We start from the raw sequence: 20,923 nt of genomic DNA, 5'->3' as shown, positions 1-20,923 counted from the left end.
CTAAATATTTTTAATCTTTTCCAAAAAAAAAAAACGGGCTCAGCCCGTTTCCGACTGCTATTCATGTTTTTTAGCCAGGCATCTGTCGCATTCCAGCAAATAAGATTCTGCCTGCTCTTCCATATACTCGCCGCATTCCGGACATTCCTTCTTCGGAAGGTTCCTGAAAAATTCAACCGGGTTCTTAATCATTGATAACTCCTCCTTTTATAATACAATTAAATTTATTTATTTCTGTTATAGTACAGTATACATTCAGTTACGTTATTTGTGAAGGGAATTATCAAATAATTTTAGAATTTTCCACATTCTACAAAAATTAGAAGAAAATTCGAGAAGCGAAATATTGCTGTTAAATGCTTGTCATGAACGTAAAGGAATTATTATATGCCTGTTCTTTTTCTCGGATTTTTTCATGCTATGATAGATTCCGTTAGCGAGAAATAGCTATCAGGAGGTTATCAGAATGAAAAAACAAATCTTATCTTTAGTAGCGGCAGCAGCCATGGCCGGATCTGCCGGAGCCAATGCACAAGCAGATGAAATTTCCGTAAAAAAGGGAGATACCCTTTGGGGGCTTTCCCAAAAATATGAAGTAACAATAAACGATATTAAGCAGTGGAATGATTTATCTTCAGACGTGATCAGAGCAGAAACCACTCTTTCTATTTTTCCAGAAAAAAAATACATAATTAAATCCGGGGATACGCTGTGGAATATCAGCAGGAATTACAGTGTTTCCGTCAGCGATTTGATGCACTGGAACAATCTGTCTTCAGACTTGATCTATCCTGATCAGGTCCTGGTCATCCATCCAAAAGGAAGCAAAGAGGAAAAACCGGCAGCATCAGAGCTTAAAGAACAGGTACAGCCTGAAAAACAGCAGGCCGTAAAAGCTGCCGAAAAGTCTCCTGCTCCTGAGAAAACAGCTCCTGCTGAGTCTAAGCCAGCTGAAAGCAAAGCATCTGTAAATGCCCAGCCCGCTCCTGAAGCCAGTGCACCTGTCAAGCAGGAAGAGACTGGCAAGGAAATCACCGTTACAGCAACCGCCTATACTGCCAGCTGTGAAGGCTGTTCAGGCGTCACAGCTACGGGAATTGATTTAAATGCAAATCCCGATCAGAAAGTCATATCGGTAGATCCCAATGTCATTCCTCTAGGCTCAAAGGTATATGTTGAAGGGTACGGCAATGCGATTGCCGGAGATACAGGGGGCAGCATTAAAGGTAATAAAATTGATGTCTTTATCCCGACCAAAGAAGAAGCAATCAAGTTTGGCAGACAGACATTGACAGTCAGGATACTTGATTGATATAGGGACTGAAAAAAGAGGCCGATATACCATTCGGCCTCTTTTCCTTTATACAATTGTTCTTTCATCTTCCTCTTTTTCCATCTGTTTATCTTTGATCACTAAACGCTGTACAGGCTGTGTCAGTTTATAAAAACGGTCTTCAAGAAAACTGCTGACAGCCGCAAATCGATCCTGCATGACTGAACGCAGCTCTTCGTAATGCCTGCCAAGTTTCTGAAGCAGATCTTCCTGCTTATCAAGACGTTCCATAATGGTCTTATGGGTCATTTCATGCAAATTTGCGAGAGAATCCACTTTATTCTTCAAATCTTCCTGTTCTTCTAAAAGTCCATGAGGCGGAAGCAAATTATCCATCTTTCGGGATAGTTCCAGCATCATCGCCTCCTGTATGATTTGCTGATCATTCCATTCTTCCTGGCCAGCCGCTTTTTGCTCCACTATTTCTGTCAGCTGCAGTTGATGATTTTCCATCATATCCAGCCGCTGTAGAATCCTCGAGCCAGCTTCCTCCTGCTTCATCATACTTTCTTTCAGCTTTTTTACATAAGCTGCCTCAAACTCAACAAGATGCTCCGAATGCCGTTCTGCTGCAGCGAGCATATCTTTTTTAACAGATTCTATTGATCGTGTGACAGCCTCTCTGAATAAACTGTCTTTGTAAATGGCCTGATTCCCGTGGGCCGAATTTTTCAGGTTCTCAGTGAATAAGATGGGGGGCATTCCTGAATTATGATCGGTGCTGATAGGGCACAGCTCCTTTCTGGTTTTGCGTTATTCTATGTAATGATTGCAGAAAAGCTGCAAATAATAGGCAGGTGACACAGAAGGGGAAGAACAGACCGGGAGGCAAATATGGACATATTTTCGTTTGATGAGGGCAGTAAGGCAGACATTGCAGGAACCATAATGATTTCACCGAAAGAAAGCTCTTTCTGGCTGGCTTTTTGCACCTTCAATATCCACTGGAGAGGGGAAGTGATCCAAACCAGAGATGATATTCTTATTGGCGAGAGGGAACAGCTGAAAAGGGAGTACAGCATCTTCCATGATCTTTATCAGCAGCTTTTGATGCAGCTGCCCTGGAATGATGCAGGAGGTCTGAAAATGAATCTGAAGCTTGACGAAGGGCTGCTCAACTTAGTCTATACGGAAATGGACACATTCAGGGAGTATTGCGGAGAAGCTGGAGACACAGAAGGGGTAGAGCTCTGCAGCTCTTACCGGATACTTCTGGAGTCCCTGATCGAAGAGGGTTTAAACAGCAAAAGGTAGCCCAGCCTGTACAGGCCGGGCTTTTATATTTTATTGAAATAACTTTTCGTCGATGACCTCATGATTATCGTCCATAATGGTCACCTTGCTCGGCTTATTATCTTTAGCCATCTTTTCAGCTTCTTCCACTGCTGCCGAGCGGCTGCCGAACTGGGCTGCAGGTGCTGCATCTTCAAGTTTTACCAGCCAGAGGTTTTCATCCTTATTAGGTACAACTGAGTATTCTTTTATCATATAAAAAAACTCCTTTCATTTTCTTAATAGTTTTTTTCCCTTTCCGAACTATGCTAAACCGGGAATATGATCTCTTTTAAAGGAGATAGTAACATTAAAAAGGGAGTGATTAAATTGCCTGAAGATAAGAAAGAACCGACAATGGCACCGGGTATTGATGACAATGAGGAGCTGAACCAGGATGCCTCATCACAGGAAAGGCAGAAAGGCGAATATACCAACGTTACAACATTGATTCAGGAAGAAGCGGATCCCAGCTGATATATCGTGTGTGTTTATGCTAGAGTATCAAAGGGTATTTGAATGCTACCATGAATTGAAAGGAAGATAAACATGCTGAAATTTATCATAGGGGCATTATTATTGCTGTGGCTGCTTGGCTTCATTTTTAAAATTGCAGGAGGAATCATCCACATTCTACTCGTTGTTGCTGCAGTACTGCTCGTCATCAATCTCATTAAAGGAAGAAAAACCAGCTAGCTTGACCTCCAGGAGGAGGTCTTTTTTTTTGTGTTAAAAATTAAATATTTTGCCTATTCATAATATTTAAAAATTATTCAAAAATATCTTTTTGTTTCGACTTTCGAACGAAAAGGGGTTGAAAAAATTATGAAAACTAGTTAAATTATAAATTGTCAGTAAATAAGTTAATTTTTAAAAAAGGGTCAACAGAAAAAGGAGAGAGAGAAATGAAAAAGTTTATGGCATTATTAATGGCTTCGCTTATGACTGCGGGCTTGGCAGCGTGTTCTGAAGACACGTCTAAAGAGGCTGATACCGAAAAGGATACTTCAGCAGCTGAGACTGAAGCAGCTGATCAGGCTGACGGCAGCAAAGAACAAAAATCTGCGCTTCTAAGCTATCAATCAGAAGTCACAAAGCTTATCCGCAGTACTGAGGCATCTTTTGCAGAAGAGGGCAAAGATCCGGCAGAAGCAGCTTCTGCTTTTGAACCTGGCCTGGACGGAATCGAAATTCCGGAAGAGTTGAGCGACTATTCTGCGGATATCGAAGGTGCATCTGAAAACCTCGTTCAATACTTCACAAAAAAAGGCGAACTTCTTAAGGCCGGTTCAGAGGACATGGCTGAAGCAGAGACCTTTAAAGAAGATTATATCACTGGCATGACAAAGGTTTTTGAGGGTGTTGATATTTCCACTCCAGCTTTCAAAGGTATGTTCCAATAAACATATTGATATTTTTGCAGCATCTTAAAGGCCGGTCCACTCTTGTGGCCGGCCTTTATGTCTGTTAGTTATGGCACATCATGACCCATGGAGCTTTGAAGAATTTCAAACCATTGATGGTTATCCAGCTTCAGTTTCAGGCTGTTGATTGCTTTTTCTATTCTGTGTTTTTTGCCGGACCCAATGATCGGCATAATCTGCGCCGGATGGTTCAGAAGCCAGGCATAGAGGACTTCATCAATATCACTGGCTCCTATTTCCCCTGCTATATTTTTCAGGGTATCCTGAAGCCTTTGTGCCCTTTCATCCTGAACCGAGAAGATTTTTCCTCCGGCTAGAGGTGACCAGGCCATAGGTGCAACCCTTTTTTCCTGGCAATGATTAAGTGTACCGTCTTCAAAATTTTCAAGGTGATAAGCTGAAAGCTCAATCTGGTTTGTGACCAGCTTAAATGGCAGGTAAGATTGAAGCATATCGAATTGGTGATTTTTAAAGTTGGAAACGCCAAAATTCCTGACCTTTCCCGCATTCTTCAGTTCGATGAACGCCTGTGCGGTCTGTTCAGGATCCATGAAAGGATCAGGACGATGTATAAGCAATGCATCCAGATAGTCTGTCCCTAAATTCTTTAAGGAATGATCGACCGACTCCAGGATATGCTCACGGCTTGTATTATAGTGGTGGGACTTATGATGCGGCTTATTGGGTGATTGGAGGACAATTCCGCATTTAGATACAAGCTCCATCTTTTCTCTTAATTCAGGCTTTAGAGCCAGCGCTCTCCCAAACAGATTCTCGCATGTGTAGCCACCATAAATATCGGCATGGTCAAAGGTAGTGATGCCCATCTCCAGGCAGTATTCAATTAACGACAGCGTCTCTTCGTCTGTCTGATTCCAGTCAGCAAGCCTCCATAACCCATGGATAATCCTGGAAAATGACAGATCCTCGCTAAGTTTTATTCTTTCCATCCTATACAGCTCCTCATCATGAAGTTAAATTAATCAATATGTATCGGTAAGCCTTAAACGGCTTGCCGGTCTTGCCCATCCACGGAGGCCCGCGCCAAAAGGAGCTTCCTGTAGGAAAAATTCTCTTCATCCAGAATCAGGATTCTGGACGAATAGGTGATATGCTCCAGGTAATTTTTCTTAAGACCTTCGTAAAAAAGGATAAAATCATTAGCATCTTTCCGAAGTTCTTCATCAAAGATGCCGGAAGTGCTGCCAGCGACATTTTTATATCTCTTGCATATTCTTTTCGCTTTTTTGACAAGCTGCTGCGCTTCCTTCATTTTGTAGATCCATTGCAGACTGGAAAAAAACTCTTCTATATCCCTGGCAAACTGGCTTTTCACCTCAACATTGATCTGATCTATGCTGAGTGTTCTCCCCGGCAGAATGAATCTTTCAGCCATAATTTTTTCAGTGAGCTGGGGATTCCGCTCAAAAGCAAAAAATATGCGCAATGTATTGTAGGAGTCGAACATCGGGTTATGCGTTTCACCTACAAAATCCAGTCCATACAGTCCCAGGGCATTTTCAACAGAGGGTGTATTATTAGCAGCACGGTTTGAGAACACTTCCTGGAAGTCGACATATCTGGCATTAATTTTTTCAATCGTGGCAGCCGGGATCCCATGTCTGTCTGCATCAGCATTCAGGCGGGACAGATCGCTTTTTGACCAAGAATAAAATCTGGTTTTCTTTACTCCATTCACCCAGTAAAGAAAGGTGGTAAATACATCAGCAAATCCGTCTGCATCCCGAAGATCCTTATCTTCAATGCCAGTCAGCCTTTTGCAGAACATACTGAGCGGCTTATGATTTTCCGGCTTTATATATTCATCGAAAAATGAAAGCTCCTCTGTAAGCAGATCATATTTTACTGCACCAAGCCTGATTGCCTCCATATCTTCAAACAGCATCCCTTTGTTCGAACAGAGCATCTCAAAGTCAAAAAAAACATATTGCGTCAGTTCAGCCATTTTACACCCTCCTTTCCTAACAGTTCATTATAGTTGAATTCACGGTTTTAGGAAAGGCAATTTTTTTCCATATGCAGCACGAATTCTAATTTTTAGGCTGTATGCTACTCTCCTCTGTTGATTACAGGTACAATCAGCCAGACTTAAGCACAGCTGGACGAGTGTGTAACAGTAATTCACTGAAATACAGAATCAGCACATAGCACAAAAAGAGTTTAATTAATGTTCTGCTGTGAAGAACCGCATTTAAGATGAATGTTCTTTGGATAAACGGGTATTAACATTGTAACAAAACCAATTGCAGAGGAGTGGATTCCGGTGAAAAAGATATACACCCTGGCAGCCGCTGCAGCCCTAATGCTTTCAGGCTGCGGTGCCGAGGATGACAAAGAAACCGTATCAGATGAGGAAAATACGACAGAAGGGTATAACGAACAGACTAATACAGAAGGAGAAGAGAAAAAGCTCAGTGCAGGTGAGCTTGATGACCGGATTACTGAAGGAATGGACTATGGGACCTATTCAGCCGAAGTTCAGTCATGGGCTGAAAAAGGGCAGCTGGACTTTAAAGAATCGGTCAAGCTTGACGGCGGCGAGGAAGGGACCCTGGCAGATATCCTTCAGCTTGCAGACGGCTTCCTTGCAGTATCACATGACGGGCAGGAGGTAACAGACGTATTGGTATTTACAACGATTGAAGAAGCAAAAGAAACACTAAAGGGCGAAGCAACCCCTGGTACATCTTCTTGACCGTAAGCATAAAAGGACTTATTAAAAAGTGAAAGGACGGATTGTTTATGATAACTGTCAATGCTCAGCTTCGTTATGAAGGAAAGATAGATAATAATGATATGAGGACAAAGCTTGAGGGGTATTTGCAGGGCACTGAGTTTGAGATTCTTTCCATAGATGAGAAAAACCACAGCCAGACCCCCTTGGCGGATGAAAACAATAAAGAATATAAACACCATAAGCTTCCTTCCCAGCCTGAAGGCGTTGATCCGGATGTTAATACTTCAGGGGCCGGAGGAATGGTTTCACCGGATACAGATGACTACAGCAAAAATTAATGAGATATTGAAACAGGGCGCTGAATGCCCTGTTTTTTCTTTTAAAAGGAGATCTGGACCTTTTAAGCTATCTTACATTCTATTATATAAGGGAGCTCCATATGATGGTATTAAAAACCTATCTGAGGTGCTGCAATGGGAATCCATGTTGTATCATACGGTGACACCTTATGGCAGATCGCCAATGCATATTCTGTTTCCCCAGCCGACATATTACTTCTTAATGGATTGAATGATGCCAATGAAATAGTGCCCGGGCTGGCACTGTATATTCCTCTGGACAATCTGCCTGTCCGCTCACATATAATAAGGGAGGGAGACACTGTTTACAAGCTCTCCCTTTTCTATCAGACACGAATTGATTCCATCCTCAAAGCCAATCCCGGCTTGAATCCATATAATCTTCAGCCAGGACAGAGCATTTTCATTCCTTCACCGCTTAAATACGGCATTCAGACACTTGGTTTTATTTTGCCTTATAATGCCGAGGCTCTTTTCCCTATATTGGAAGGAATCTCACCACTGCTTACCTATCTTGCCATTACTGCCTATTCATTTCAGGCAGACGGGACAGCCTACAAGCTCCTTGATGACAACTCTATGATCAATAAAAGCAAAGAGCTGGGCATCCTCCCGCTGCTCATGATCCGCAATTATCAGAATGGCAACTTTGATCCTGAACTGGCCGGAAGAGTGCTGGGAGACAGACGGTATACAGCCAATCTGATCAGCAGTATTGCCAGCCTGGCTAAAGAAAAGGGGTACAGCGGTGTCAGCATCGATTTTGAATTCATACCCCCTCCGCAAAGAAACAGCTTTTCAAGATTTCTTGCTGAGCTGAAGGACGCCCTTGGAAATTTGATTCTGCATGTCAATGTTCATGCAAAAACAGAGGATATTCCTGCAAACAGGATCATAGGCGCCTATGATTATGAGGCAATCAGTGCTGCCGCAGATATTGTTGCCGTAATGACAATCGATTACGGTTATCCAGGCGGCCCGCCTGAACCCGTTTCACCGCTGCCTTGGATGGAAGATGTCGTCAAGTACGCCATTACCAAGATCCCTCCCGGAAAACTGCAGATTGCCCTGCCCCTATATGGATATGATAAATCCGGACCTGACAACAGGACTGTTTCTCTGGCAGTTCTCCAGGCACAGAACCGCGCGATAGAAAAAGGGGCAAATATCCAATATGACAGCAAAAAGGCAGCACCATCCTTCAATTATTATGATGATGGGCAGCTTCATATAGTCTGGTTCGATGATATCCGCAGCTATATGCAGAAATACCTGCTTATGGACCGGTATCAGCTCCTGGGCACAACTTTCTGGCAAATCAGCCTCCGTGCCCCTCAAAGCTGGCTCGCCCTATATGACAACTATTATGTCGTGCGGCAGGAATAGGAGGCTTCTTAGTTACTCTGCTGAAAATAATACCATTCATAATAAATCGGTCCTGCAGTGCAAAATAAGACCGTTAAATTATTATGAAATGGGGTTAACAGAGTGAGCAAAATGAAATTCAGCTTTTTGCCAGCGGCTATTGCAGTAATCATGGTGTCTGGCTGCGCCTCTAATAATGCGGCGGATGACAGGCAGGGCGGCCTTAACACACTTAATGCCGGGAATGGCAGACAGGGGCAATCAAACTTTTTAAATGACCGCAGCAGCCAGCAAAACGGAATGATGGAAAGCCTTCAGGAAGTCAACAATGGCTATATTACGATTGATCCGAATAGTTATAGCACAGGCATGCCAAGCAAAGACTTCCCTCATGGAGAACAGCAGGGAAATGGCATGTTCCGTTTTTATACGGGTGAAGAAAGAGGTCAGGAAGGACAGCCGGCGGCTCCAGGCCAGAACGAAGCAGGTCAGGGTGCAGGCATCGATCCCGGCGCACAGTATGGAGCAGGCCAAGGAACAGGCATGGACCCTGGCACACAGTATGGAGCAGGCCAGGGAACAGCGCCTGGCGGCCAGGGTGGCGCCGGACAGCCTGATCAAGGGCAGAATGCTGCTGGGGAACAGGGACAGCAAAAGGCTGGAAACACTGACCAAAGCATCAGCGATATGGAATCAAAGGTTATTGAGCTGACTAACGCAGAAAGAACGAAGAATGGGCTTTCTGCACTGAAGGCAGACAATTCACTGAGCGGCGTCGCACAGGAAAAATCGGATGATATGCAGGCGAAGAATTATTTTTCCCATACCAGTCCGACTTATGGCTCCCCCTTTGATATGATGAGGGACTTTGGAGTTGAGTACTCCACAGCAGGCGAAAACATTGCCATGGGCCAAAGATCTGCTGAGGAAGTCGTCGATGCCTGGATGAAGAGTGAAGGGCACCGTAAAAATATTCTCAGCAGCAATTTTACACACATAGGGGTTGGCCATACAGGTGAAGGAAATTACTGGACACAAATGTTCATTGGAAAATAGAAGGAGAAAAGAAGTGCTTCTCAAGAGCACTTCTTTTTTATTTGCCTGGAAATTTCGTATTGCGAAACTTTCAGTTACCGGATAAAATAGACAAAAACTGCACTGGAGTAAAGCAATGAACAGAAAAATATTGTTATATGTAAAAGCTTTTTCAGATTTTGGCACATTTATGGATACAATTGTTCTGAATGTCATCATATATGCCACAACAGGAAGCACCGGGTGGATGGCTGCCGCAATGGCATTCAGGACAGCTGGCGGCGTGTTTTCGAGTATCTTTTCAGGCATACTGGCAGACCGGTTCGACAGAAGGAAGATCATGATTATCAGCGACCTGGCAAGGGGCATTTTAATTTTGTCGCTGATTCCTTTTCCAACACCCTATATGATTATACTCGTATCCTTTGCTATCGGTTTTTCCAACAGCAGCTTTATGGTCAGCTTCAATGCGGAAATCCCCCAGATCTTTGGAGAGAATAAGGTGCTTGAGACGAATGCGCTCATTTCAAGGCTCACATCCGCCAGTCTGGTCGCCGGATTTCTGGCGGCTGGCATCTTGACAGATATTTTAGGCTACCATATTACACTGATTATTGATTCAGCTACCTATTTCCTGTCTGCCGCTGTACTGATGCTGCTTAAATGGAAATCGGCACCTGGCAGGAAATCTGTCGTTCAATCAACCCTTCAAGGGAAGCTCGCTTCCATTTCATCTGATATAAAAGAGGTTTATGCTTATTTAAAGCTCGCACCGATGCTCATGCTCGTCAACATTGTCTTTCTTGCAGGCTCTTTTGCCGGAAGCTCCCATAATCTAGGGATTCCGATTTTAGCCGAAGCGCTTAATCCTTACAGACAAAGCTTTTATTATGGAATGATTTGGAGTACATGGGGAATCGGATCCATACTGTCAGCCTTCCTGCTGCCCAGGCTCAAATGGGCAAGGGGAAGCAGGGTCTATCTTGCATGCTTCATTTCTGCGATTCTGATGTCATCAGGATTCATCATCTTTTTATCAAGCAGCTATATCCCTGTAATATTACTGGTTGCCTTTCTTACCGGTATTTTTGACGCAGCTTTTACCACCCTGCACGCAACCATTCTCCAAAAATCGGACAATCATATAAGGGGCAGGATATTTGGGGTAGGCATGCTTCTGAAATCGCTCGGTTTCGCATGCGGATTTATTCTGGCTCCGGCTGTCCTTGACAAGACCGGCCTGCCGGTGCTTGCTGCATTCTTTCATGGAACTCTGATCCTGATCACCCTGCTGATTATGGTGCGTACATTCATTACCGCCAGGACTAAAAACCAGCAGGAAGCTGGGAGTGCTTAATAAAGGGCAGATTGGATTTTTGGCTAAGGCCGTGTTATATTATCTTTCATTAAAATGGCCGAGCTCCTTCTAAATGAGAAGCAATGGTGATTGTTGAGTAAAGGAAGAAATAGGATGAGCAGCACAAAAAGATATATAGCAGAATGGCAAAAGGCCCTTCAATCAGAAATACAGCATATGAAAAATTACGGAAGCAGTAAATATTCCCTTCACAATGGCATTCTGATATCAAGCCATGAAGGGTTTGTTTATTTTTTCGAAACAGAATCTGCACTGCTTGTGCCTATTGGTTCACGGGTGAAAATCAGCTGGGGGCATAGAAAAGCGGAAGGAAGGATTCTGTCTTCTGAAGGCAGGAACATCATTGTTGCATCCGAACAGTATTTGGGTGATGAGCTGCAATTTGCTACCCTGCATCATGATCCCTGGGAGCTGATCGACCAGCTCATCCAGCGGCTGGATGATATAAATAAAAGCAAAACCAAGAGGCTGCGGATCAAAAAACTGATGGACCCATCCATGCCGGCAGCCCATCCGGCAGGTAAGGCTAGATCGCCTGTCCATGAACTCATTTTGAGATCCAAGTATAACCCGGTTACATTTGTCTGGGGGCCTCCGGGGACAGGTAAAACATATACGCTTGCCAGGACAGCAGCTAATAAGTATTTCAAAAAGCAGAAGGTTCTCGTTCTCTCACACAGCAACCAGGCCGTAGATGTACTGATGGCCGAAATCGCCGCCTTCTCGTCCCGCAAATCGAAACCTAAGGACGGAGATATCCTCAGGTATGGAACAAGAAGCAGCAGCGAAGCTAATGCAGGGGGACTTTTTCACGCCGACAGGCTCATTGAAAAACACCACCCAGACCTGGCGGATAAGAAATCTCAGCTGATGGAAGAAAAAAGGCTGTTAAAATCTGATTTGAGGCGTTCTTTCAGCAAAAGAGATTCCGAAAAACTGGTCGAAATTGAAACAAAGCTTGCAGCTGTATTGGAGAAGATCAGGAAAAAGGAAATTGAATATGTGAAGGATGCCGGGATTATCGGGACCACACTTGCCAGGGCAGCAGGAGATCCTGCAATTTATGAGAGCATTTATGATCTTGTCATTGTGGATGAAGCCAGCATGGCATATGTCCCGCAGGCTGCACTTGCAGCTTCCCTGGGGAAAAGGATCATTATATGCGGGGACTTCAAGCAGCTCCCGCCAATCGCCGCTTCCAGAAGCGAACTGGCTGGCAAATGGCTGAAAGAGGACATATTCCACCACTCAGGTGTAGCCTCTGCAGTCGGGAATGGACAGCTGCATCCCCATTTGTTTTTGCTGAAAGAACAAAGAAGGATGCATCCGGCTATTTCTGCTTTTACCAATAAACATATCTACCATTCACTTGTCACAGACTTTGAAGGTACTGAAGAACTGAGGGAGGGGATATCCGGACTCAAGCCTTTCAAGGATATGGCATCGGTAATGGTTGACAGCTCAGAAATGGGAAGGTATGGCCTGAAGGACAATAACAGCGGCTCAAGGAGCAATCTTCTTCATCTTGCCCTATCTTTCCAGCTGATTCATGAGGCATATCTGGGTGGGGCAAGATCAATCGGATATGCTGCTCCATACAGAATCCAGGCTTCATTGATGGAACAGTTCATGGAGGAGGTATACAGCTCTGAAACTGCAGCTGCAGGCATTGTTGCAGCGACTGTACACCGGTTTCAGGGAAGCGAGAGGGATGTTATGGTCTTTGACACTGTTGACAGCTTTCCTTTTGAAAAAGCAGGTATGCTTATGACAGGAAAAGACAGTGAAAGACTGATAAATGTAGCTGTCACCAGGACTAGGGGAAAGTTCATCCAGGTAGGGGATACCCAGTTTATCAAGGAAAAAGTATATGCAGGAAAAACATGGCGAAAGCTGGCAGAGCATCAGCTGAAAATGGGGCATGCTGTATCGCCTTCAAGCATCGGCAAATGGATCAAAAATCAGCATCCTGCGCTTCAATGGACACATAGCAGAAAAACCGGCAAAGTTGAAAATGATATATACCAGGCAAGATCATCCATTGTCATTGCGCTGCCAGCTACCCATGCATTGGACGGGGAATGGACCAGAATAGTGAACGGAGTTCCTGGAAGAGCGAGTGTCACGCTGATTTCAGACAAAAGGCATGAGGCGCTGAAGCACGCTGCGTTCATTCAGAAAGATGTACCGTTTCCTTTTATAAGCATTGACAGCCGCACTTTATGGCTGGGAATGCCTTTTTACAGCCATAAAGGCATCAGGCCTCCTTATATTGCTGTCAGATTCCAATCAGAAAGCATTGCCGGGTATATTGAATCGCAATTCCTGTGAGTGAGCCTTGATCTAATGAAAAACCATTTTCCACATACAGGAAAAGTGAGAAAGATTAACTTTTAATAGGAAAACAGGAAACATAAAAAGACCCCCTGAAACAGGGGGTCTTGCGTATTGAGGCGGCAGGCTGCACGCCACATCGTGCATTTCCATTAAAGGAGCGCCCGCCGGCTTATTCAATTAGCTCATCGCTCACTAAATATATCACCAAAAAACCATAGATGCAAGATTAAATTTTTCCAGGCGGTATAATATACAATCATATAGGTTCCATAAAAACTGAAAAAGAAGTAAAATTATCTCGAAGTAAGGATATTTTCTCGAAAAGGAAGTGCATATTATGAACAGGCTGCCATTGAAAGGCATCCACCATGTTTCTGCCCTCACAGCAAACGCAAAAAAGAACTATGATTTTTACACTGACACCCTGGGCATGAGGCTCGTAAAGAAGACGGTAAACCAGGACGACACTTCTGTTTACCATTTGTTTTATGCAGATGAGAGGGGAAACCCGGGAACTGACTTAACCTTTTTTGAAATACCGAATGCAGGGCACACCTACCCCGGCACCAACAGCATCAGCCTCACTTCCTTAAGAGTTCCGAGTGACCGGTCCCTTGAATATTGGCAGGACCGGTTTGACGAACACGGGGTTGAATATTCATCCATTGCTTCTGAGAGCGGAAGAAATATGCTGTTTTTTACCGATTTTGAAGATCAAAGACTTGCACTTATTTCTGATGAAGGGAACTCTGGGGAAGAAGGCGGGCGCCCATGGAAGCATAGCCCAGTCCCCGCCGAGCACGGAATCATAGGTCTTGGACCCGTTTTCCTGACTGTAGCCGAACTGAACAGGACAGAAGATACCCTTGTCAGCCTTTTGGGATTCCGAAAGAAAGATTCCTATTCCGCATCTGCGCTTGGCGGCCATATGGCACATGTGTACGAAACAGGACAGGGAGGGCCAGGGACCGAGGTACACATTCTGGTACGGAATGACCTGCCAAAGGAAAGGCCCGGGCGCGGAAGCGTTCATCATGTAGCGTTCCGTGTCGAAAATGAGGAAGAACTGCATAAATGGGTTGCCCTTCTGAAAGAAAAAAGAATCCCCAGCTCCGGGTTTGTAGAGCGCTATTATTTTAAATCATTATACTTTAGGGAGCCGAATGGCATTCTCTTCGAACTGGCCACCGACGGACCCGGCTTCGAGAGTGACGAGCCATTTGAGGAGCTGGGTCAAAATCTTGCTCTGCCTCCCTATTTTGAGGACCGGAGAGAAGAGATAGAAGCTAAATTGAAGTCTCTCGATACAGGCCGATAGGAGGCATGTGCCAGCTTTGTGATTTATTTAATACTCAAGCACAGGTCAACCAGCCTTGCGGCATCCAGAAGTTGCCGCAATTTCTTTCCTGAAATTAGTTTCACCTTTTCTTTTCTGCTATGTTAAGATGAAGTTAACAAGCATAGGGAGATAACTAATGGATTCTATTGTTTTGGACCATTTGTCGGTGGCTGTCATGGCGATTGACGAACATTTTACCATTAAAGTAGCGAATAAAAGGTGCAAAGAAATACTGGGGATAGATCCTGAGGAAGCGATCGGGCAAAATATCGACGAATTTTTTGGCCATCCGCCTGAATTTACCAGGACCGTTCAGCACACACTTGAGCAGGGAAAGAATTTCAGATACGATGTGTTCCCATATACATGGGGCAAGTATGAGTTGACACTGAGCCAGCGTTCCACCCTGCTCAAGGACGATAATAATAACATAAAAGGTGCTATGGTTGAATTCGAAGACATTACAGAGCGGCACAAGATGGAGGAGCAGTATAAAAACTTCATTGAGGAAAGCACAGTAAACATCATTCTTGTAGATGACAAGATTGGCATGCTTTCCCTCCATGCGCTGCCATATGATGTGTCACCGGCCAAAATGGCAGACCTTGCTGCAAAAGCAATGCAATCTGCCAGCCAAAAAAAGATCAGGGCTCTGATTTTGGATATGTCAAAATTGTTCACCATTAAATTGCTTGCAAATGCAGTGGGGTTTGTGGAGCTTATGCAGGGGTTCAGGATGATAGGCATTGAAGTTGTATTTGCGGGCATACGGCCGGATATTGCCGTCCAGTCAGTACAGGCCGGAATCCGGCTGGAGGGAGTCGAAACCTTTCCTCAGCTTGATACAGCGATCAGGCATTTAAAAGAAAAGTATTAGCAGAAGGAAGGAAAATTTCATTTTCCTTCCTTTTTTCTGTATAAGTTGGTTAAAATATACTATGAAATATGTTATTTAAGGAGAAAGCACAAATGGAAAGACTCAAACAGGTCTGGGAATATATCAAACGCTTTTGGAAAAGAAAGCATATCACACAGATCCTGCTGCTTGCCGCCCTGACGGCCCTGCTGCTCGCCATATTGTTTTTTGCCTACCTGGCAGCCACGGCCAATGTCCAATCCTTGAAGGATGGCCTGAAGCAGTCGACCGTCCTCTATGATAAAGACGGAGATGAGGCCGGAAAGCTTGCCGCGAACAGGACCGGCGGAGCAGAAATAGAAGATTTGCCTGAACATATGAAGGAAGCTGTCGTCAGTATTGAAGACGAGCGTTTTTACAAGCATAATGGCTTTGATATAAAAGGGATTGCAAGGGCCTTTTTCAGTAATTTGTTTGCAGGAAGGATCACTGGCGGCGGCAGCACTATCACCCAGCAGCTCGCCAAGAATGCACTGCTGTCGCCTGAACAAACATACAGAAGAAAAGCCGAGGAGATTTTCCTTGCGGTCGAAATAGAAAAGAATTACAAAAAAGAGGAAATCCTTTTGATGTACCTGAACCAGGTTTATTTTGGAAGCGGGGCATGGGGCATTGATCAGGCCGCAAGAACCTATTTCAATAAACCGATAAGCAGGGTTACAATCAGCGAAGCAGCACTGCTGGCAGGGCTGCTTCAGTCTCCATCAGCATTGGATCCTTATCAGCATTATGACAGGAGCATCAGCAGGCGCGACACGGTGCTTGGAAAGATGCATGAACTGGGATACATCTCAAAGGATGAGTATGAAAAGGCTATCGGGGAGAAAATCGTCCTGGAAGATGGAAGTACAGATACAGAAGCAAGAAAGTATCCCTATTATGTAGATGCTGTCCTGGATGAGGCAACAAGCAAGTACGGCCTTACCCAGGAGGAAATTTTTACAAGAGGCTATACCATTTATACAGAACTGGATCAAAACGTACAAGCCGGCCTTGAAAAGGTATATGAAAGAGATTCCCTTTTCCCTGCAGGCAGAGGAGGACAGCTGGTGCAGAGCGGATCAGTCCTTTTAGATCCGTCTACCGGCGGGGTCCGTGCGATTGTGGGCGGCCGGGGTGAGCATGTGTTCAGGGGCTTTAACAGAGGGACACATATAAAGGCCCAGCCAGGTTCTACCTTAAAGCCGCTCTCAGTCTATACACCTGCTATAGAAGAAGGCTATGATGCTTCCTCTATCCTGAAGGATGAGCCGATGACATTCGGGAATTATAAGCCGGAAAATTTCTCTCGGACATATGCCGGCGAAGTGCCGATGTATAAAGCAGTTGAAGAATCGCTGAACATTCCTGCAGTCTGGCTGCTCAACGAAATTGGGATTGATAAAGGCATGGACTCTTTAAAGCGTTTTGGAATCCCAACCGAGAAGGAAGACAGAGCGCTCGGCATTGCCCTTGGCGGAATGAGAAAAGGAATCTCTCCGCTGAAGCTCGCAGAAGCATATTCAGCCTTTCCTAATGAGGGAAAAAGGCATGATGCCCACTTTATCACCAAGATAGTCGGACCAACAGGAAATGTTATTGCAGAAAGAAAGGAGAAAACTGTAAAAGTTACTTCCAAAGCAGCGGCAAGGGAGATGACATCCATGCTTCTTAATGTCGTTGAAAGCGGAACCGGTCAAAGGACAAATATCCCGGATGTCCAGATAGCGGGCAAAACCGGGTCTACACAGCTGCCTTACAATGATATCGACGGCACGAAGGATCAATGGTTCGTAGGCTATACACCTTCATTGGTAGGTGCTGTATGGCTTGGCTATGATAAAACAGACCGGGACCATTATCTGTCTACCAGCAGCTCCGAAACAGTCGTTCCAATATTCAGGAGCATCATGGAGCAGGTGCTTCCTTATACGGAACAGAAAGATTTCGGAACAGAGTCAGTTAATGATCAGCTTGCTGAAGAAGCTGAACCTGATATCGATCTTCAGGAGCAGGCTGAGGAATTCAGCGAGCGACTGAAGGAAGAATTGCCGAAATGGAAAGAAAAATGGCAGGATGCCCGGGAGCTGCTCGACAAAACAGAAGAAAAACTGAATGGAATTTGGGACAAAATTGGGAGTTAGCCGGTTTCATTCATTAAATAACCAATATTTTGACTCAAAAGGAAAACATCATGGCATGTTTTCCTTTTTCTGCGCGGCAAATTTTATGTAACAGGATTTTATTCGACAACCTTCGAAACCTTTCGCACCAAGGAGTATAGCAAACTGCTAGCAAATTATTAGCTAATTGGTATCTGTGTGTTATCTTATAGATAGGAGGTGCTATTATTGCAAAATGAACCAAGAACACAATTAAATGTCCGGCTGCAGAAAGAAACATTGCAGATGCTGGATGAAATTGTAGAGTATTATCAGGAAAACACTAAGCTAGGCCGAATATATAAAGCAGATGTGCTTGCTGATATCATTGAAAAATCATATGAAGTAATGAAGAAGCAAAAATCCATCAATGCCCGTAAATTCTAAAAGGCAACTAAATGTTTTGAACTGCTTTTAACTGGAAAAAATAATTACAACTTCTCCATGCAGTCCGTTTGCTGAATACAGGCAAATACCTCAAAGAATTTATTAAAGGAATGGTTTTATTGAGAGATGTCACTTTAGAACAGGTTTTCAAACACAGAATTGCTCAAAAGTATCTTACACGATCTGGAGTAGCCCATGCAGTTGCCGTATCTAATCATAGCTTTAAGCTTGCGGCAGAAAGAGGCGTTGACCCTGACACAGCTGCAAAAGCAGGGCTTCTGCATGATATGGGGCATTACACTTGGTACAAAAATGGAAAGTGGGATTACGATCTCTACAGAAAGAATGATATACATGCAATAAAAGGAGCCGAGAGGGCCCATAAACTATTGATCAGGCTTGGTGAAAACCCTGTTAAAGCAAAGGAAATTGCTCTTGCTATTCTTTTTCATACAGATTCCTTTCTTCCTGGAGGAGAAGTCATCCGCACGCCGCTTCAAACAATTGTAAAAATGGCCGACGAATTTGATGAAGAACCTGGCGGAGCCCACCATTACAGAAAAATGGATGAAGATAGGGCCATTGAAAGCCTTCGAAGGCTTGATAAGAAAATCGACAGTCTTATGGAGGCTGAATAAAGGAATTCGCTAAAAAAGCGGATCCTTTTTTTTTCTCTTGAACCCTTAAATCTTAATATATTGTATAAAAAATCTATTTATAGTTCTTTATACCCATTACTTTCTCCATGAATAGATTGTGAGCCTCCGCAGAATCTTTTAAACTAAAATATAAAGCTATGTAAAAATATTCCGATAGGAGAATCGGCATGGAAATCACTTTATTTAAAAAGGGCAGGAACAAGCAAGAGTATACTTTCAAACTTAATAGTCATGGAAATATAGGAATCGATCAGTCTCTTAGCGGTGAGGTATTAAGGCAAATTGATATGATAGGCCTTCAGGACAGTGACCTGAACTATATACACTACCTGCAGCCGTATGTGAAGGAAAAGCTCCCTGCTATCATAGACCAATTCTATAAAAATTTAGAAAACGAAAGAACACTGACGAAGATTATCAATGATAATAGTTCCATAGAGAGACTGAAAAATACATTAAGCGCCCATATCTATGAGATGTTCAGCGGAAAGATAGATAAGGGATTTATTCAGCAGCGTTTTGTCATTGCTCATGTCCATGTGAAAATCGGGCTGCAGCCTAAATGGTATATGTGTGCTTTCCAGGATCTTTATTTGTCCTTATGCAGCATGATCATAGATACAATCTCTGAAAAGGGCCCATGTACTGAGGCGATGCTGGCTGTTTCAAAGATCATCAGCCTTGAGCAGCAGATAGTACTTGAAGCTTATGAACAGGAAATAAGCCGCATCAGGAAAGAGTCTGAAAGCTATAAAGAGCAGCTGAAGCATCAGGTTACAGAAGCAGCTGGAGAGCTGGCGGCCATCAGCGAACAGACAAGCGCCGCAATCCAGCAGGCAGCCGGAAGAACAGAGGACATTAGGGCTGATACAAAGTCTGGCTCTGACATAGCTGTTGTTGCCGAGGAGAAATCAGAAGAAGGAATGAAAAAGCTCATAGGGCTTGGCAGTACTTTAGGACAGGCCGAGGACAAAATCAGCAGCATCAGCCAGAACATGGAGCAGCTGATTGACAGCTCTAAACAAATCGAGCAGATTGCTGCGATTGTTACTTCTATTGCCGATCAGACGAACCTGCTGGCTCTCAATGCAGCAATAGAAGCTGCCAGGGCAGGAGAACATGGAAAAGGCTTTGCAGTAGTGGCTGATGAGGTGAGAAAGCTGGCGGAGAATACGAAAAATGCTGTCTCGGAAGTTTCAGGATTGATCGGTGAAATGGAAACCCGTTCAAGCATCATGGCCAAATCCATCGAAGAGGCCAGCGTAAATATCAAATCAAGCTCGGTTCAGTCTAAGGCAGTTAACGAATACTTCTCTCTCATCCTTGAATCGATGAGGCAGGTAAAAGAAAAGAACCTGGCCATCGTGAAGGAAATGGAGGATCTGAATAAAGTGTTTGACGATATCGGGGAGGCCTCAGGCCAGGTAGCAGCATCATCTGATATGCTTTCCGGATTGACTCTGACTTTATAAGGGAAGGCTCTGTCAGTGTTTTCATGTTGATCTTTACGCTCACTCGTTTTATACAAACAGCTGAAATAGCGGAAATGAAAATGGCGGCTGCAAAAGCAGCCGCCAGCCCTCTCCGTCCGTACATTGGTTAAGTGTCCCGCAACAAGCGAATGTCCGGAAAGGGCTTTTTAAGCTTAACATATCCGATAGAGAAAATCAAAAGAGGGAAAAAAGCCAAGTTATTTTATTTCCTTCGAAAAAAATGATATGATAATCAATGATTTTTAAATATTGGCCCTGCTGAAGATCAAAGCTGGTTCCACGGCACATCAGCCGGTACAGAACTTAATCTGGATACAGCTGGCCATTAATCCAAGGAGATGATTTCAATGGCAAAAAAAGGATACATACAAATGAAAGACGGCGAGAAAATCGAGTTTGAATTATATCCCAACGAAGCGCCCGGCACAGTAGCAAACTTTGAAAAGCTTGCAAACGAAGGCTTTTACAACGGTTTGAACTTCCACCGCGTAATTCCCGGATTCGTGAGCCAAGGCGGCTGCCCGAATGGAACTGGAACTGGCGGACCTGGCTACACAATCAATTGTGAAACAGAAGGAAACCCGCATAAGCATGAAGCAGGATCTCTTTCTATGGCACATGCCGGCAGAAACACAGGCGGAAGCCAGTTCTTCATCGTACATGACCCTCAGCCTCACCTGAACGGAGTCCACACTGTCTTCGGTAAAGTAACATCAGGCCTGGAAGCGGCAAAAGCGATGAAAAACGGCGATGTAATGGAAAAAGTAGAAGTTTACGACGCCTAATA

The 20,923-nt window shown here is 44.1% G+C and carries 22 protein-coding genes and 2 pseudogenes; 19 read left to right on the top strand and 5 right to left on the bottom strand.

The window, feature by feature from the left end; genetic code table 11:
- Positions 1-57: 57 nt before the first annotated feature.
- Positions 58-192: a protein YhfH gene (gene yhfH / locus LCM00_RS01175; protein ID WP_224897068.1), complete on the bottom strand. Its 135-nt coding sequence runs from the start codon at positions 190-192 to the stop codon at positions 58-60.
- Between the two features lie 274 nt (positions 193-466).
- On the opposite strand from yhfH, the gene LCM00_RS01170 reads away from it, so the two are divergent.
- Positions 467-1,312: a LysM peptidoglycan-binding domain-containing protein gene (locus LCM00_RS01170; RefSeq protein WP_224897066.1), complete on the top strand. Its 846-nt coding sequence runs from the start codon at positions 467-469 to the stop codon at positions 1,310-1,312.
- A 48-nt stretch (positions 1,313-1,360) separates the two neighbouring features.
- Here the strand turns inward: LCM00_RS01170 and LCM00_RS01165 are convergent, their stop codons facing one another.
- A complete protein-coding gene (locus LCM00_RS01165; RefSeq protein WP_224897064.1) occupies positions 1,361-2,035 on the bottom strand; it encodes a hypothetical protein in 675 nt (224 codons plus the stop codon).
- A 132-nt stretch (positions 2,036-2,167) separates the two neighbouring features.
- Here LCM00_RS01165 and LCM00_RS01160 point away from each other — a divergent pair, with 132 nt between their 5' ends.
- Positions 2,168-2,587, top strand: coding sequence for a hypothetical protein (locus LCM00_RS01160; RefSeq protein ID WP_224897061.1), 420 nt, complete (start codon positions 2,168-2,170; stop codon positions 2,585-2,587).
- 30 nt (positions 2,588-2,617) lie between these two features.
- Here the strand turns inward: LCM00_RS01160 and LCM00_RS01155 are convergent, their stop codons facing one another.
- Positions 2,618-2,821, bottom strand: a complete 204-nt coding sequence (locus LCM00_RS01155) for a DUF2188 domain-containing protein (protein WP_263623181.1) — start codon at positions 2,819-2,821, stop codon at positions 2,618-2,620.
- A 114-nt stretch (positions 2,822-2,935) separates the two neighbouring features.
- Between LCM00_RS01155 and LCM00_RS01150 the strand changes: the two genes are divergently transcribed.
- The 3 genes from LCM00_RS01150 to LCM00_RS01140 all read left to right on the top strand — a co-directional run bounded on the left by LCM00_RS01150 (position 2,936) and on the right by LCM00_RS01140 (position 4,008).
- Positions 2,936-3,082 carry a hypothetical protein gene (locus LCM00_RS01150; RefSeq protein WP_224898175.1) on the top strand — a complete coding sequence of 49 codons (147 nt, stop codon included), beginning with the start codon at positions 2,936-2,938 and terminating at the stop codon, positions 3,080-3,082.
- Between the two features lie 72 nt (positions 3,083-3,154).
- On the top strand, positions 3,155-3,301 hold the full coding sequence (locus tag LCM00_RS01145) for a lmo0937 family membrane protein (protein ID WP_224897059.1): 147 nt from the start codon (positions 3,155-3,157) through the stop codon (positions 3,299-3,301).
- Between the two features lie 209 nt (positions 3,302-3,510).
- Positions 3,511-4,008: a hypothetical protein gene (locus LCM00_RS01140; protein WP_224897057.1), complete on the top strand. Its 498-nt coding sequence runs from the start codon at positions 3,511-3,513 to the stop codon at positions 4,006-4,008.
- Positions 4,009-4,076: 68 nt separating this feature from the next.
- On the opposite strand, the gene LCM00_RS01135 is transcribed toward LCM00_RS01140, so the two are convergent.
- Together LCM00_RS01135 and LCM00_RS01130 are read right to left on the bottom strand one after the other, a co-directional pair.
- On the bottom strand, positions 4,077-4,979 hold the full coding sequence (locus LCM00_RS01135; protein ID WP_224897055.1) for an aldo/keto reductase: 903 nt from the start codon (positions 4,977-4,979) through the stop codon (positions 4,077-4,079).
- 53 nt (positions 4,980-5,032) lie between these two features.
- Positions 5,033-5,995, bottom strand: a complete 963-nt coding sequence (locus LCM00_RS01130; RefSeq protein WP_224897052.1) for a 3'-5' exonuclease — start codon at positions 5,993-5,995, stop codon at positions 5,033-5,035.
- A 318-nt stretch (positions 5,996-6,313) separates the two neighbouring features.
- Here LCM00_RS01130 and LCM00_RS01125 point away from each other — a divergent pair, with 318 nt between their 5' ends.
- The 14 genes and pseudogenes from LCM00_RS01125 (at position 6,314) to LCM00_RS01065 (ending at position 20,921) form a co-directional block, all read left to right on the top strand.
- A complete protein-coding gene (locus LCM00_RS01125; RefSeq protein ID WP_224897049.1) occupies positions 6,314-6,745 on the top strand; it encodes a hypothetical protein in 432 nt (143 codons plus the stop codon).
- Between the two features lie 47 nt (positions 6,746-6,792).
- Positions 6,793-7,065 carry a hypothetical protein gene (locus tag LCM00_RS01120; RefSeq protein WP_224897047.1) on the top strand — a complete coding sequence of 91 codons (273 nt, stop codon included), beginning with the start codon at positions 6,793-6,795 and terminating at the stop codon, positions 7,063-7,065.
- Positions 7,066-7,200: 135 nt separating this feature from the next.
- Complete coding sequence (locus LCM00_RS01115; RefSeq protein ID WP_224897044.1) at positions 7,201-8,472, top strand: LysM peptidoglycan-binding domain-containing protein; 1,272 nt, start codon at positions 7,201-7,203, stop codon at positions 8,470-8,472.
- Between the two features lie 102 nt (positions 8,473-8,574).
- Positions 8,575-9,507: a CAP domain-containing protein gene (locus LCM00_RS01110; RefSeq protein WP_318247586.1), complete on the top strand. Its 933-nt coding sequence runs from the start codon at positions 8,575-8,577 to the stop codon at positions 9,505-9,507.
- Positions 9,508-9,622: 115 nt separating this feature from the next.
- The gene (locus LCM00_RS01105) at positions 9,623-10,843 is read left to right on the top strand and encodes an MFS transporter (RefSeq protein ID WP_224897042.1); all 1,221 of its coding nucleotides are present in this window, start codon (positions 9,623-9,625) and stop codon (positions 10,841-10,843) included.
- Positions 10,844-10,957: 114 nt separating this feature from the next.
- The gene (locus tag LCM00_RS01100; RefSeq protein WP_224897040.1) at positions 10,958-13,195 is read left to right on the top strand and encodes an AAA domain-containing protein; all 2,238 of its coding nucleotides are present in this window, start codon (positions 10,958-10,960) and stop codon (positions 13,193-13,195) included.
- A gap of 343 nt (positions 13,196-13,538) precedes the next feature.
- Positions 13,539-14,519: a ring-cleaving dioxygenase gene (locus tag LCM00_RS01095; RefSeq protein WP_129612216.1), complete on the top strand. Its 981-nt coding sequence runs from the start codon at positions 13,539-13,541 to the stop codon at positions 14,517-14,519.
- Between the two features lie 157 nt (positions 14,520-14,676).
- Positions 14,677-15,417, top strand: coding sequence for an STAS domain-containing protein (locus LCM00_RS01090; RefSeq protein ID WP_224897038.1), 741 nt, complete (start codon positions 14,677-14,679; stop codon positions 15,415-15,417).
- 92 nt (positions 15,418-15,509) lie between these two features.
- Positions 15,510-17,579, top strand: a complete 2,070-nt coding sequence (locus tag LCM00_RS01085; protein WP_224897036.1) for a transglycosylase domain-containing protein — start codon at positions 15,510-15,512, stop codon at positions 17,577-17,579.
- Between the two features lie 207 nt (positions 17,580-17,786).
- Positions 17,787-17,984, top strand: coding sequence for a hypothetical protein (locus LCM00_RS01080; RefSeq protein WP_224897034.1), 198 nt, complete (start codon positions 17,787-17,789; stop codon positions 17,982-17,984).
- Between the two features lie 119 nt (positions 17,985-18,103).
- Entirely contained in the window at positions 18,104-18,622 is a 519-nt protein-coding gene (locus tag LCM00_RS01075; protein ID WP_129612220.1) for an HD domain-containing protein, read from the top strand.
- Between the two features lie 188 nt (positions 18,623-18,810).
- Positions 18,811-19,350, top strand: a pseudogene (locus LCM00_RS24830) (protoglobin domain-containing protein); the annotation flags it as partial.
- A gap of 294 nt (positions 19,351-19,644) precedes the next feature.
- Positions 19,645-20,115, top strand: a pseudogene (locus LCM00_RS24825) (methyl-accepting chemotaxis protein); the annotation flags it as partial.
- Positions 20,116-20,483: 368 nt separating this feature from the next.
- The gene (locus LCM00_RS01065) at positions 20,484-20,921 is read left to right on the top strand and encodes a peptidylprolyl isomerase (RefSeq protein WP_224897030.1); all 438 of its coding nucleotides are present in this window, start codon (positions 20,484-20,486) and stop codon (positions 20,919-20,921) included.
- The last annotated feature ends 2 nt before the right edge of the window (positions 20,922-20,923 follow it).

Origin of the sequence: Bacillus infantis, from assembly GCF_020171945.1 — a bacterium.
Classification (GTDB): domain Bacteria; phylum Bacillota; class Bacilli; order Bacillales; family Cytobacillaceae; genus Bacillus_AB; species Bacillus_AB infantis_A.
This window is presented reverse-complemented; position numbering and strand designations above follow the sequence as displayed.

Bases quoted from the DNA above. Each gene is read 5' to 3' on its own strand.
- LCM00_RS01065 (WP_224897030.1), top strand. From the start codon at position 20,484: ATGGCAAAAAAAGGATACATACAAATGAAAGACGGCGAGAAAATCGAG.
- LCM00_RS01165 (WP_224897064.1), bottom strand. From the start codon at position 2,035: ATGCCCCCCATCTTATTCACTGAGAACCTGAAAAATTCGGCCCACGGG.
- LCM00_RS01160 (WP_224897061.1), top strand. From the start codon at position 2,168: ATGGACATATTTTCGTTTGATGAGGGCAGTAAGGCAGACATTGCAGGA.
- LCM00_RS01095 (WP_129612216.1), top strand. From the start codon at position 13,539: ATGAACAGGCTGCCATTGAAAGGCATCCACCATGTTTCTGCCCTCACA.
- LCM00_RS01100 (WP_224897040.1), top strand. From the start codon at position 10,958: ATGAGCAGCACAAAAAGATATATAGCAGAATGGCAAAAGGCCCTTCAA.
- LCM00_RS01155 (WP_263623181.1), bottom strand. From the start codon at position 2,821: ATGATAAAAGAATACTCAGTTGTACCTAATAAGGATGAAAACCTCTGG.
- LCM00_RS01170 (WP_224897066.1), top strand. From the start codon at position 467: ATGAAAAAACAAATCTTATCTTTAGTAGCGGCAGCAGCCATGGCCGGA.
- LCM00_RS01130 (WP_224897052.1), bottom strand. From the start codon at position 5,995: ATGGCTGAACTGACGCAATATGTTTTTTTTGACTTTGAGATGCTCTGT.
- yhfH (WP_224897068.1), bottom strand. From the start codon at position 192: ATGATTAAGAACCCGGTTGAATTTTTCAGGAACCTTCCGAAGAAGGAA.
- LCM00_RS01145 (WP_224897059.1), top strand. From the start codon at position 3,155: ATGCTGAAATTTATCATAGGGGCATTATTATTGCTGTGGCTGCTTGGC.
- LCM00_RS01120 (WP_224897047.1), top strand. From the start codon at position 6,793: ATGATAACTGTCAATGCTCAGCTTCGTTATGAAGGAAAGATAGATAAT.
- LCM00_RS01135 (WP_224897055.1), bottom strand. From the start codon at position 4,979: ATGGAAAGAATAAAACTTAGCGAGGATCTGTCATTTTCCAGGATTATC.
- LCM00_RS01105 (WP_224897042.1), top strand. From the start codon at position 9,623: ATGAACAGAAAAATATTGTTATATGTAAAAGCTTTTTCAGATTTTGGC.
- LCM00_RS01115 (WP_224897044.1), top strand. From the start codon at position 7,201: ATGGGAATCCATGTTGTATCATACGGTGACACCTTATGGCAGATCGCC.
- LCM00_RS01090 (WP_224897038.1), top strand. From the start codon at position 14,677: ATGGATTCTATTGTTTTGGACCATTTGTCGGTGGCTGTCATGGCGATT.
- LCM00_RS01140 (WP_224897057.1), top strand. From the start codon at position 3,511: ATGAAAAAGTTTATGGCATTATTAATGGCTTCGCTTATGACTGCGGGC.
- LCM00_RS01085 (WP_224897036.1), top strand. From the start codon at position 15,510: ATGGAAAGACTCAAACAGGTCTGGGAATATATCAAACGCTTTTGGAAA.